This window comes from Qipengyuania sp. S6317L1, assembly GCF_023015615.1.
Classification (GTDB): domain Bacteria; phylum Pseudomonadota; class Alphaproteobacteria; order Sphingomonadales; family Sphingomonadaceae; genus Erythrobacter.
This window is the reverse complement of sequence record NZ_JALKAJ010000005.1, coordinates 450,170-462,711: the sequence shown is the minus strand read 5'-3', so window position 1 is coordinate 462,711 and position 12,542 is coordinate 450,170. Positions and strand designations below refer to the sequence as shown.

At 58.8% G+C, this 12,542-nt stretch carries 11 protein-coding genes; 2 read left to right on the top strand and 9 right to left on the bottom strand.

The window, feature by feature from the left end:
* Positions 1 to 7 precede the first annotated feature (7 nt).
* Together MWU38_RS13815 and MWU38_RS13810 are read right to left on the bottom strand one after the other, a co-directional pair.
* The gene (locus MWU38_RS13815; RefSeq protein ID WP_348646908.1) at positions 8 to 955 is read right to left on the bottom strand and encodes a tyrosine recombinase; all 948 of its coding nucleotides are present in this window, start codon (positions 953 to 955) and stop codon (positions 8 to 10) included.
* Between the two features lie 4 nt (positions 956 to 959).
* Positions 960 to 2,864: a hypothetical protein gene (locus tag MWU38_RS13810; RefSeq protein WP_247272379.1), complete on the bottom strand. Its 1,905-nt coding sequence runs from the start codon at positions 2,862 to 2,864 to the stop codon at positions 960 to 962.
* Between the two features lie 282 nt (positions 2,865 to 3,146).
* Between MWU38_RS13810 and MWU38_RS13805 the strand changes: the two genes are divergently transcribed.
* Together MWU38_RS13805 and aroB are read left to right on the top strand one after the other, a co-directional pair.
* Positions 3,147 to 3,713, top strand: a complete 567-nt coding sequence (locus MWU38_RS13805; protein ID WP_247272378.1) for a shikimate kinase — start codon at positions 3,147 to 3,149, stop codon at positions 3,711 to 3,713.
* Complete coding sequence (gene aroB / locus MWU38_RS13800; protein WP_247272377.1) at positions 3,704 to 4,834, top strand: 3-dehydroquinate synthase; 1,131 nt, start codon at positions 3,704 to 3,706, stop codon at positions 4,832 to 4,834. The genes MWU38_RS13805 and aroB overlap by 10 nt, the downstream gene beginning before the upstream one ends.
* 321 nt (positions 4,835 to 5,155) lie before the next feature.
* Here the strand turns inward: aroB and MWU38_RS13795 are convergent, their stop codons facing one another.
* The 7 genes from MWU38_RS13795 to MWU38_RS13765 form a co-directional block, all read right to left on the bottom strand.
* Positions 5,156 to 5,422 carry a hypothetical protein gene (locus MWU38_RS13795; protein ID WP_247272376.1) on the bottom strand — a complete coding sequence of 89 codons (267 nt, stop codon included), beginning with the start codon at positions 5,420 to 5,422 and terminating at the stop codon, positions 5,156 to 5,158.
* 216 nt (positions 5,423 to 5,638) lie between these two features.
* Positions 5,639 to 7,687, bottom strand: coding sequence for an acetyl/propionyl/methylcrotonyl-CoA carboxylase subunit alpha (locus MWU38_RS13790; protein ID WP_247272375.1), 2,049 nt, complete (start codon positions 7,685 to 7,687; stop codon positions 5,639 to 5,641).
* Positions 7,688 to 7,782: 95 nt separating this feature from the next.
* A complete protein-coding gene (locus tag MWU38_RS13785) occupies positions 7,783 to 8,181 on the bottom strand; it encodes a lysozyme inhibitor LprI family protein (protein WP_247272374.1) in 399 nt (132 codons plus the stop codon).
* A complete protein-coding gene (locus MWU38_RS13780) occupies positions 8,181 to 8,909 on the bottom strand; it encodes a DUF3445 domain-containing protein (RefSeq protein WP_247272373.1) in 729 nt (242 codons plus the stop codon). The genes MWU38_RS13785 and MWU38_RS13780 overlap by 1 nt, the downstream gene beginning before the upstream one ends.
* Before the next feature lie 64 nt (positions 8,910 to 8,973).
* Entirely contained in the window at positions 8,974 to 9,810 is an 837-nt protein-coding gene (locus MWU38_RS13775; protein WP_247272372.1) for an alpha/beta hydrolase-fold protein, read from the bottom strand.
* The gene (gene bioB, locus MWU38_RS13770) at positions 9,807 to 10,817 is read right to left on the bottom strand and encodes a biotin synthase BioB (protein ID WP_247272371.1); all 1,011 of its coding nucleotides are present in this window, start codon (positions 10,815 to 10,817) and stop codon (positions 9,807 to 9,809) included. The genes MWU38_RS13775 and bioB overlap by 4 nt, the downstream gene beginning before the upstream one ends.
* Positions 10,818 to 10,819: 2 nt before the next feature.
* On the bottom strand, positions 10,820 to 12,121 hold the full coding sequence (locus MWU38_RS13765) for an O-acetylhomoserine aminocarboxypropyltransferase (protein ID WP_247272370.1): 1,302 nt from the start codon (positions 12,119 to 12,121) through the stop codon (positions 10,820 to 10,822).
* Between the last annotated feature and the right edge of the window lie 421 nt (positions 12,122 to 12,542).

The window sequence follows — 12,542 nt, the reverse complement described above, 5'->3', positions numbered from 1 at the left end:
ATTTTCGCTAGGGCTTTGCGCTGCGTTGGGCAAGAGGCCTGTTCGCAAGAGGCCTGTTCGCAAGAGGCCTGTTCGCAAGAGGCCTGTTCGCAAGAGGGTGGCGCGTGTTGACCAACTCCACAAGACGGGCGGCATCGACATGGGTGTATATTTGCGTTGTCGCAATATCGGCATGGCCAAGCATCGTTTGCAAAACGCGCAGATCCGCCCCGCCCTCAAGAAGATGCGTTGCAAAGGCGTGGCGCAGAACGTGAGGGCTGATGCCGGAAGGATCGAGATTGGCGCGCACGGCTAGCTCTTTTAGCATCTGAAACAAGCGCACGCGCGTCAACGGCTTGCCCCCGCGCGAAGGGAAAAGGAAACGCGAGGCCGGATCTTTCGGTCGCACTTCCAGCCATGTGAAGATCGCTTGCCTGGCGCGCTCGCTGATGGGGACCATGCGCGCCTGGCCGCCCTTCCCCATGACGGTGAGAAGCGGCGCATCGCGCGGGACTGCATTGAGCGGCAGGCTCACCAGTTCGGTTGCGCGAAGGCCCGATCCATATAGCAATTCGAGGAGCGCCAATTGGCGGATTGCGGTGGGCTTACCGGCTGCTGCCTCAAGCTCGGCACGTTTGAACAGTGCATCTACCGCTTCGTGGCTCAACACCTTAGGAAGCGGGCGGCGGGTTCGCGGTGCCGGCAATGCGCCCGAGGGGTCATCCTCACGCCAGCCTTCGTCAACGGCAAAACCGAAAAACTGGCGGAGCGCGGACGCTTTGCGAGCAATGGTCGAGGGTGCAAGATCGCTCCATGCGTCTGCCAGCTTGGCGACCGAAGCGCGCGGAGCCTTCGCCAGATCGCCCAAAAGCTCCTCTGCTCCATCCAGATCACGGGCGTAGGCGGCAAGGGTATTGGCCGATGCTCCCCGCTCTGCTGCGAGCATATCGAGGAAATCGCGGGTCGCCGCCGACACGCGATTAGCCGCGCGCGACCGCCTCTGCGGCGATCATTCTAGCCTCGGCCTCAAGTCCCACGCGATTAAGGGCCGAGACGAGGTGGTAAAGGTGCACAGGCGTCATCTGTGACCATTCGTCACCTTGCATACCAAGGCCGGCAAGCAGCGCGACCATTGCCGGATTCTTTACTTCCGCTGCGCGATCAATCATCCGGGTCCAGCGGGTCTGCCGGGCAAAATCAACACCGACCTGCGCCCCATAGCCATTGAGATCACCGGCGGGCAAACGGCCAAGCGCACCCAGCCCCGCGATCAGGAAAGCCGATTTGCGCTGCCCATCGCTATCATCGTCGCTCAAGAACTCATCGACGGCCCCGACACTGGCCGCACCGCCTGATGGGTCCGCGAGCGCAATGAGACCCCAACCAAGAGTGCCTTCTTCGACAAACGGGCTCCAGGCCGCAGCATCACGCTCAAGCCCGGCTGCAAGCATGGAGGCGATGAGTTGATCGGCATCGCCGAGTGCGTCGACCGACGGCGGGATGCGTGCAGCGGCGTATGCGGTGAGGATATGTCCGGCAAATTGCGTGCCGCTTTCCCCGTCAAGATCACCCCACAGCCCGCGCATGGCGGTAATGCGAGCCTGCGGGTCAAGAACGACATACGCATCGCGAAGCCGCGATGCACGCTGCGCTGCTGGACCGCCTAAACCCTCGTTATTGTAAAGTTCGGAATAGAGGCTGACCAAGGCTTTGGACGAAAACACACCCCGCGTCGCCGCATAGTCGGCAAAATCGACGCGCTGGTCCAATGGCACTGCGGCACTCGCGGCTCCGGCGAGGCGATAATAGCCCCCTGAACGACTGTTCACAGCGCTCGATAGAAGTTCTTCGGGAATGGTTTCACCCACCGAATTGGCGAGACTGAAACGCCACGGAGTGATGCCCTCAACCCCTTCCCACGAAACCGTGGTCCCGCCCCGGCCGCGCCCGGCGGCGCCTGCGTAGCGCTGCGCAAGCAGAAGATCGATCTCAGGCGCGACCTCTTCGTTTTGCGCGGTATTGAGCTGTCGCGAGGATAAGGCGCCCTCGCCCGCATACGCGTTGCAGATCGCCCGCAGCATGACCCATTGCGGATCGTCGCGATCGGCCCCTTGGAGGCGCACTGCCGGGCATGAGCCCACCACATCGCCCGCACCAATGTAAGCGACAAGAGCCTGATCGGTCAGGCCGGCATTCCAATTGCCCGTGTCGATATCCTGAACCAGTGCCCGCGCCAGACCGAATTCGCCGATGGCATTGAGGACACCGGCTCTAAGCGCCGCAAATTCGACCGGATTCATCCCTTCAGGCGCTGCGTAGCGGCTGACCAAGGCGCGACGGACCAGAATGTGCCCCCAACGCGAAACCAGCGGCGCCTTTGTCCCGGCAAGGATAGCGCGGACAAGCGCGCTGGGTTGCTTGGCCAACGCGCCTGTCGCAAGCCCGCCTTCGGCAGGTGACAAAACCCCCACCCGTGCAAGCGAGCGCCGTGCGGCAGGGGGAATGTCATATTGCGGCTTGAGCCCGAGAAGATCGTCAAGCTCGTCGGTGGTGAGCTCCTCCAGTTCTTCAAGGCTTGGAAGTCCGGCTGCCTCTTCAGCGGATAGCCGGGGCACATCGGGTATCGCCTGAACGACCGGCGCAGAACCCGGTGCAGACGGAGCCGCTTGCGGCGCAGGGGCCGCGGGGGCTGGACCTGCGGGAGGCCCAACGCTGGGCGGTGGTGCAGGCGCAGGGGCGGGAACCGGATCATCAAAGCCCGGTGGTAACAGCGATTCGGGTGCATCTTGCGCCATTGCGAAGCCGCCCAAAACAGCGCCGCCAAACGCTCCTGCCATCGCAAATGCCGCCACGCCCGACAATTGCAGCGCTATTTTCCGGTTCATTGACCGCGTCATGACCGCGCCACCGCAAGGGAGGCAAGTGAGACGGACTGTTCAATCGGGCGCAATGGCTCTTCACCGCCGTCGAAATAAGCAAGGGTCAAGATCACGACCGCCCCAGCGCATAGATAAAGCGCGAGCTTGCGTTTGGTTCGGGGAGAAGATGGCGCACCCAATGTATTTGCATCGTCAGACATATTGCGTGAGCCCTACCCCAAGTCTAGGCCCGCATGGAACAGAGAAGTTGAAACCAGACGCTTAAAAATAGCGATGCCTGAGACGCGAATGAGTGAAGAAACGCCATTAGACACAGCTGAGATAGCCCGGATAGCCAAACGGCTCGACAGGCCGATCGTGCTCGTCGGTCTTATGGGGGTCGGCAAATCGACGGTTGGACGCAAACTCGCCGAATTGCTCGGCTGCGGCTTTGTCGATGCCGATGAGGAGATCGAAAAAGCTGCGCAGCGTTCAATCTCGGAAATATTCAAAGAGTTCGGAGAGAGCTATTTTCGCGATGGCGAACGCCGCGTCATCACCCGCCTCATTGGGGAGACCGGCGGGGTCATCGCCACAGGCGGAGGCGCGTTTGTCGATGATGAAACCCGCGCGGTGATCCTCGACAATGCCATCGCGGTGTGGATTCACTCGGACATCGACATCCTCGTTGAGCGCACCTCACGCCGCGACACGCGCCCTTTGCTTCAAAACGGCGACCCGAAAGAAATCCTGACCAATCTGTATGAAGCGCGTGAGCCGTATTATTCCCAGGCGCAAGTGAAGGTCACAAGCGCAAACACTCCCCATGCTGAAACCGCGTGGTCCATTCTGAAAGCGATTGATAAATGGCTGTAAACACGCCTGAAACCATCCGGGTTGAGCTGGGTGGACGTTCCTACGATGTGCTGGTGGGCGCAGGGCTTCTGGACGATATAGCGCAGCTGGCCGCGCCATTTCTGGAAAGTCACGCCTCGCGCCCTGTTCCCATTGTCGCTGACGTGAATGCACGCGCCCATCATGGTGCCCGGATCGAGGCATCGCTTGGCGCTGCGGGTCTTGAGGTTGCATGGTACGATGTTGCCTCGGGCGAAGCGTCGAAGAGTTGGGCCAGTTTGGAAAGGCTCACCGATTGGCTGCTTTCCCTGGGCATCACGCGCTCTGACCATGTGTTTGCACTTGGTGGCGGAGTAGTGGGCGATCTCGTCGGGTTTGCCAGCGCGATCCTCAAACGCGGGTGCGGTTTCGTGCAATTGCCCACCACGCTGCTTTCCCAAGTCGACAGTTCGGTGGGCGGAAAAACCGCAATTAACACGAGCGCCGGCAAAAACATGATCGGCGCCTTTCACCAACCTTCACTCGTGCTTGCCGACACCGACAGCCTTGCCACCTTGCCAGATCGCGAAATGCGAGCAGGTTACGCAGAGGTCATCAAATACGGCCTTTTAGGCGATGCCGAGTTTTTTGCATGGCTCGAGGCCAACTCTCGCGCAGTCCTCGATCGTGAACCTGAGCCGCTTGAATACGCCATCGCCACCAGCATCCGCGCCAAAGCACGCATCGTGGCAGAGGATGAGCGCGAGACTTCGGGTGTTCGTGCACTCCTCAACCTCGGTCATACTTTCGGACACGCGCTGGAGGCGGAGACGGGTTTTTCCGATCGCCTGCTCCACGGTGAAGCTGTCGCACTGGGCATGGTGCTGGCCGCGCGCTATTCGGCCCGCCGGGGCGAAATTTCAGATACCGATGCAAGCCGCGCAGCCACAGCAATCGGTGCAAGCGGACTGCCAAAGCAGATCACAGCCCTTGGCCTTACATGCAATGGTGAGACACTGGTCGATCACATGCGCCATGACAAAAAGATGGAAGGCTCGGGCACGCTCCCATTTCTTCTTTTGAAAGGGCTTGGCGAGGCCTACATGGCGCGCGATGTCGAGCTTTCTGATGTTGCCGCATTTCTGGATAAGGAGCTTGCATGACGCGATCAGTCAATCCCGATCATGCAGCTAGTGCCAGCTCGCTATCTTCAGATTTCAAGAAAGCAGCCCTCTGTTTAAGGAACAACAGTTGAGCATGACCGCGGCCGCGCAATCCAGAACGGGTGTGCAGCTTTTTGGCCCATTTCGCAGCGTATCTTTAGGTTCATACGCCCGTGTCGAAGCTGCGCCTAACGATCCAATAATTAGCCAGCACAAGAGATTCTGCTTTTGCTTCGGACCCTTGCGCACGGATTCGCTGCCACGGGGCGTGAACGTAGCCAATATGGGTTCAACGACAGATTTTGACGCGAACCTTTAAGTTCAGCTTACCGGGCGCGGCAGTTGCGTCACCTTCTCCGAAATACCGAGCGCCAAGGCGTTTTCGTCTTCGATCATCGCATCGTGTTCAGCAAACAGCCGCTCGATCTCTTCACGCTTGTCCAAAAGCAGAAGAGCTATACCCGGTGCCAGGCTCTCACCTTCGCCGATTTGTCCGAGCAAACCGGCAAAATCGCTAGCCGTTGCCTCACGGGCCGTTTTGAAAAAATGCCCCTTGCGGTCGAAAAACCCTGTCCCTTTTCTAGCCATGAAACCGTCCTCCTAGAGGGTTGGACTTCCACTCGCCCCACCGAGTCGCAGGGGCAAGTCTCCATCAATTAGGCAATTCTAGCTAGTTCGTTCGTGCAAAACTGTGTCTTTTGACCAATTCGGGAAGGATTTGGCGCAAGATATTTCGATACGCGGTTAACATCTTACGCCAACCGGGTTCTATTTTATCAAACTGTAGGAGCCTCGGCTCGCCGATTACTCGAGTTCGAGGATCACCGCATCGACCGCCAGGCTTTCGCCTTCAGCCGCGTTAATCTTGGCAATCGTGGCCTCTTTTTCAGCGCGCAGGATGTTCTCCATCTTCATCGCCTCAACCGTGGCGAGTGGCTGTCCGGGCTGAACCGTTTCACCTTCGCTCACGTGCAGTTTCACAAGCATGCCAGGCATCGGACAAATGAGCATCTTGGAAAGATCAGGCGGTTCTTTCTCGATCATATGGCCTTCGTGCGCGGTAAGCCTTGCAGGCAAGACGAGCGCCTCATGGCTTGCGCCGCGCGTAGTGATGCGCCAGCGCACGCCCACACGCTCAACCTGAACGACCATTTCCCCATTGCTGATCGCATCGCCCGTGACATTGGCGAAAGTCTTGCCCACGGCCCAATCCCATGTGCCGTTGATCCGATGGCCGTCGACCGTTGCACCGCCCTCTTCGAGCGTCACATCGAAGCTTTGGCCGCCGATCTTTACCATCCAATGCGAGGAAGGGTTCGCGCTCCCATTCAATTGCCCTGAAATCTGCCGCGAACGGACCTGCCGGTCGAACTCTGCGCCTGCAAAAAGCGCGGCAAGCTGACGCAAATGATCTTCGCTCGCTGGCGCGCCTTCGAACCCTTCGGGATATTCTTCAGCGATAAAGCCTGTGGTGAGCTCGCCAGAACGGAAACGTTCGTGCTGCATGATGGCTGAAAGGAAATCGACGTTGTGGCCAAGGCCTTTGATGCGGAACGAATCTAGCGCTTCGATCTGAAGGTCTGCCGCCTCTTCGCGTGTCGGTGCCCAGGTGATGAGCTTGGCGATCATCGGGTCATAGAACATGGAGACCTCGCCCCCTTCGAACACGCCGTCATCCACACGTACGCCGCCGTTTCCACGCGCAACACCGCGGCGCGGTTTGCCAGCAACTTCGCCATCGTCACTCCACCCCTCGACGCTTGGCGAATATTCGATCAGGCGACCAGTCGAAGGCAGGAACCCGCGATAGGGGTCCTCGGCATAGACGCGGTTTTCGATCGACCAACCATCAATGCCGATATCGTCCTGGGAAAGCTCAAGCTTCTCGCCCGCAGCGACGCGTATCATCTGTTCGACAAGGTCAACGCCAGTGATTGCCTCGGTCACAGGGTGCTCCACCTGAAGGCGGGTGTTCATTTCGAGGAAGTAGAAGCTTTCACCCGTCTTATCCGCGCCCGACACGATCAGTTCAACCGTGCCAGCAGAATGGTAATCGACGGCTTTTGCCAAAGCGACGCATTGTTCGCCCATGGCCTTGCGCATCTTCTCGGTCACGAAGGGAGAAGGCGCTTCTTCTACCACCTTCTGGTGGCGGCGCTGGATCGAGCACTCGCGCTCGTTCAGGTAAAGCGTATTGCCGTGCTTGTCGCCGAGGATCTGGATTTCGATATGGCGCGGGTTTTCGATGAATTTCTCAATAAAAACGCGGTCATCGCCAAAAGAGTTGAGACCTTCGCGCTTGGTGGCTTCGAACCCTTCGCGCACATCCTTTTCAGAATACGCAAGCCGCATCCCCTTGCCCCCGCCGCCAGCTGAGGCCTTCATCATCACCGGGTAGCCAATTTCATCCGAAATTTCGACCGCGTGATCGGTGTCACGGATCTCTCCGACAAAGCCCGGCACCACATTGACGCCCGCTTCACGCGCCAGCTTTTTCGATTCAATCTTGTCGCCCATCGCAGCGATTGCGCCTGCTGGTGGGCCGATAAAGACGATATTTTCAGCCTCGAGCGCTTCGACGAAGCTCGCCCGTTCCGAGAGGAAGCCGTAGCCCGGATGGACCGCCTCGGCGCCCGTTTCCTTACACGCAGCAATAATCTTTTCGGGGAGCAGATAGCTTTCAGCTGCGGGAGATGGGCCGATATGCACCGCTTCATCCGCCATGCGAACGAACGGTGCGTTGCGGTCAGCGTCGGAATAGACCGCCACAGTCGCGATCCCCATCTTGCGAGCGGTCTGAAAAACACGACAAGCGATCTCGCCGCGATTGGCCACCAAAATCTTTGAAAACATTCTCTCTCGCTTCTGCTTCTCTCGTTTGAGAGCAATCCTATGCCGAGTTGGCTGCCCCCTTGCAACCTATCGCAAAGGATGTGTTTCTTGCCCGCCTAGGAAGTGCGTGCAAGCTCGCGCAATTGTCCCGTCCGCTTTTTGGTCAGCGCAGTTTTGCAGGTCGATACGAGCAGGGGTTCAAGGCTTCCCCCGCGGGCGAAATATCCTTCGCTCGTGCAATGGGCATCGCGATATGTCAGCCACGCGCGCTGCGCTGCGAGAAGCGTGTCGAAATATCCGGGCCGGTCATCCCATTCGGGCTGCCCTGCTTCGCGATCGCGGCGTTTCATTTCAGCGCGGGTCAGCTTCCACTGAGTGTTCAACTGCGCATCGGCAATCAGATAGTCGCGGTGCGCACAGATGTTCATCTCACGCTGAATGCCCTGGTCCGCTTTCTCCTGATTGCAATCGGGCAAATCGGCGGTCTGGGCCATGATTAGAAGGAGCGAAAACATCACGAATTCCTTTGCGTGCAATAATCGATCAACGCTGCGGCATAAGCTGGTGCCCCGCGCCGTTCACCTTCGTCATGTACAAGCGATTGCACCGCAGCAGCAAGGTTACAAAGATTGGACTTATTGAGCGCGCTTAGCGGTTCGACGTAGATTCCGATGGTGAAAAGTATCGCCCCCGTTTGCGGCAGACGGCGCAGGGTCTGCCGTTCGGAGCGCACGAAGAGCGTTTCCCCTGCGTTTTGGGCTGTCACATGGGCGAATTGCGTTTGAGGATCGCCAGCGGCGAGCCAGCGTTTCTTTCCGGTCGCTGCGACAAACCAGTTGCACCGGCCATAAATTGCGCCGGGTTTGAGCGTATCCATGAACCGGTCGACGCCTGTCGCAAGCTGCTTCTCATACCCTGCAATCGGCGCGTGCAGTGCGCGTAAGGGCAGGCCGAGTTTTTCTGCGGGATGCCAGTCAGAGGGCCAGGCCACAGCTGCACCAATCAAACGATATTGGTCATCCTGCGACCCCTTTGCCAACAGGCACATATCCTCGTGATGCGCCAATGCCGCCTCGGCAAGCGAACCGCTGATGCCAAGCATTGCGGCCAATTCATCGCCCGGAGCTTTCACCTCGGGCGTCAGTTGAATCCCTTCGGGCCATTGCGCAAACCCTTTTGCACGCGCCGCAAGGTCCGGTTCGGGCTGAAGCCATTCATCTTCACGCAGCCGATTTAGCCCCATCCTCAAACGCCCTCCCCCACGTGCCTTGGGGAGAAGATCGTTCACGCAAAATCCAAGGGTCGAACTAATCAGCAGCCAGCCCCTGCCGATCACATCGCAGCACAAACCCGTATTCTTCCAGCCAATAGGCCGGTGTCGGCATCAGGAACTGCAGCGCCTCGGGAAGAAGCCCGTGCAGGCTGTTTGCATGGACAAGGTCCTCGCGGCGGTCGGAAAAACACCATCGCTGATCCTTGGGCAGCGCATCGACGAGGCGTAGGATACCCTCCCGTGTCAGCCCACCCTCATCAGCGAGGGAGATATACAGCGGCGCGTCATTGACCTCTTGTCCGGCGACCGTGCGCGAAAGGGATTGCTCATCCCATTGCAGACTGGGCGAAATCGCAGCGTATCCGGAAAAGGCGTGCGTACCAGAGGCCCAGGTTTCGACAACAAAATGCCCCGCTGCGCTTTCTCCGACAAGATAGACTTCGCCATTGCCGCGATAGCGAGCAGCAATCAGCGGTAGCATCGTATCGACGAGCCAAGCGCGGAAAATATCGCTTTGGCCCGCCGTTGGATAGCGCTTTTGTTCCGCCGCATCACGCGTTGGGGGGAGCAATTCGCGTTGCCTGTCCTTCGTCTCGATACCGACCCAGATGGCTTCTTTGCTGCGGCCCCACAGACGGTTCCAATTGTGGATGCCAACACCCATCATCACATCCTGCTGCATCCCGCCGTCCAGCATGATGACGATCGGCCATTGGCGCTCTGTCTCCTGTGTGTAGCTTGAAGGAAGCACGACATTGATTTCGCGCTCTGCGTCAAGGACAGTCGCGTTTGCGCTCTCCCCCACGACAAGCGGCGAAAAATCAGACGGAGCCTGCAGCGCCAGAAAAAGGGCCGCAATCTCCGAGATCACTGCGCAGGCTCTGCCTGTTTACACGCGCGGGCCGGTTCTTCGCCTTGCAGCGCGGTGAGGCCAAGCTTTGCAAACAATGCCCCGTCGCTGTCATCGCCCGCATTGGGCGCGGTGAGTAGCTTGTCTCCGGTGAAGATCGAGTTTGCGCCAGCCAGGAAACACAAGGCTTGCGTCGCCTCGCTCATTGACTCTCGGCCAGCAGACAGGCGCACCATCGACATCGGCATCGTGATACGGGCAACCGCAACCGTGCGCACGAACTCGATATCGTCGATCTTTGCCATCGGCGTATCGGCAAGCATATCGCCCAGCACCGTGCCCTTAACCGGCACCAGTGCGTTAACCGGAACGCTTTCAGGATGCTCTTCCAGCGTCGCAAGCGTGTGGACAAAGCCCACCCGATCCTCGCGCGTTTCGCCCATGCCAAGAATGCCGCCCGAGCACACATTGATGCCCGCCTTGCGCACATTGTCCAGCGTATCGAGGCGGCATTGGAAATCGCGGGTAGAGATCACACGCTCATAATATTCCGGACTGCTATCGATGTTGTGGTTGTAATAATCGAGCCCCGCCTCGGCGAGCATGTCCGCCTGATGCGGCTCAAGCATGCCAAGTGTCATGCAGGTTTCGAGCCCCATATCGCGCACGCCTTTCACGATCTCGATGATCGCTGGCATATCGCGGTCCTTCGGGTTGCGCCACGCGGCGCCCATGCAGAACCGCTGCGAGCCCTGGTCCTTCGCCTGAGCCGCGCGTTGCAGCACGGCTTGTACGTCCATCAACTTGGTCGCCTCGACGCCGCTATCGGCCTTCACGCTTTGCGAGCAATAGCCACAATCCTCTGGGCAGCCACCGGTCTTGATGCTCAACAGCGTGCACAACTGGATCTGTTCTGGAGGGTGGTTGTTCCGGTGGACGCTTGCAGCTTGAAAAAGCAGCTCGGTGAAGGGCAGATCGAAGAGGTCTGCGATTTCCTCGCGTGTCCAGTCGTTACAAATTTGGGTCATTATTATCCTGCGTTTAGCGCCTGTTCGAGGTCGGCTTTGATATCGTCGATATGCTCGATACCGACCGAGACGCGCACTACATCCGGGCCAGCGCCCGCTGCAACCAAATCTTCTGCAGAAAGCTGGCTATGAGTGGTGGATGCCGGGTGAATGATTAGCGAACGTGTGTCACCAATGTTCGCCAAGTGGCTGAAAAGTTTAACATTTGAAACAAGGGCCTTGCCCGCTTCGTAGCCGCCCTTGAGGCCAAAGGTGAACACCGCCCCGCCTTTGCCGCCGAGGTATTTTCGGGCGTTCGCGTTGTATGGGTTATCGGGGAGCCCGGCATAGCTTACCCATTCAACCGCGTCCTGCATCTCAAGCCACTCTGCGAGCGCGTGGGCATTGGCGCAGTGTCGCTCCATACGAAGATGCAGCGTCTCCATACCTGTAAGCGCCAGAAACGCATTCATCGGCGCCATGGCAGGTCCAAGATCGCGCAGGCCCAGCACGCGGCAAGCGGTGATGAATGCGATTGGCCCAATGGGCTCCAACGCATCGACCAGTACCGCGCCGTGATACGAACCGTTTGGCTTGGTCAGTGAGGGGAACTTATCGCCTTGCGCTTTCCAATCGAAATTGCCGCTATCGACGATCACCCCGCCCACGGCATTTCCGTGGCCGTTCAGAAACTTGGTGGTCGAATGTGTGACAATATCTGCGCCATGTTCAAACGGACGGCACAGCGCAGGTGTCGCCATCGTGTTGTCCACGATCAGCGGCACGCCGCCCTCGTGAGCGGCGGCTGCGATGGCTTCGATATCGGTGACGACGCCGCCGGGGTTGGCGAGACTCTCGATAAAGACGGCGCGCGTGTTTTCATCCATCGCCGCGCGGACATTCTCGACATCATCGACATCGACGAAGCGGGTTTCCCAACCGAATTTGAGGAAAGCTTCGCCCATCTGATTAAGCGATCCGCCATAAAGCTTCTTCGCCGCGACGATATTGCAGCCCGGCTCCATCAGCGTGTGGAATGCGATCAACTGCGCCGCGTGACCCGAAGCGACACCGAGTGCTCCCACACCGCCCTCGAGCGCTGCAACCTTCTTCTCCAGCGCATCATTGGTCGGGTTCATAATGCGCGAATAGATGTTGCCGAACTCGCTAAGATTGAACAGGTTGGCCGCGTGCTCGGGGCTGTCAAAAGTGTAGCCCGCCGTCTGATAAATCGGCGTAATCCGGGCGTTTGTGGTGGGGTCAGGCTGAGTGCCTGCGTGGACGGCGAGAGTTTCGGGGCGCGTGCCTTCGGGGAGGTCGGTCATCGGAGATGTCTTTCTATTCGATCAGTGAACTCACGTAACTCTTGGATTCTAGCGATCGTCAGTCGTGCCATGCAAGCCGACCATATCTCTCCTCGCTCCTCGCGTGATTCAAACAACGCTATCGCTAGATGACAATTGTCATCCCGGTATCTAAGCCATTTTCCATGTGATCTAGTCAGCGCACTCGACATCGGGCGCTCAGCGTTCCCGGGGACTTCCATATCATCATAGTCGCTTGCGACTTTTGAGGCATCCGCCCAAGCCGCCTCCAGCTCGAAATGAGCTCTTGGATACGCGAGGTCGCGGCAACCCTCCATGTCCCTTCCAGATACCGGCATCACGCAATCGGGCTCGGTCACTTCGTTGTTAGAAGGTGGGGCAGGCTGTGCTTGGGGCAATTCTTGAGCAGAGAGCACAGCAA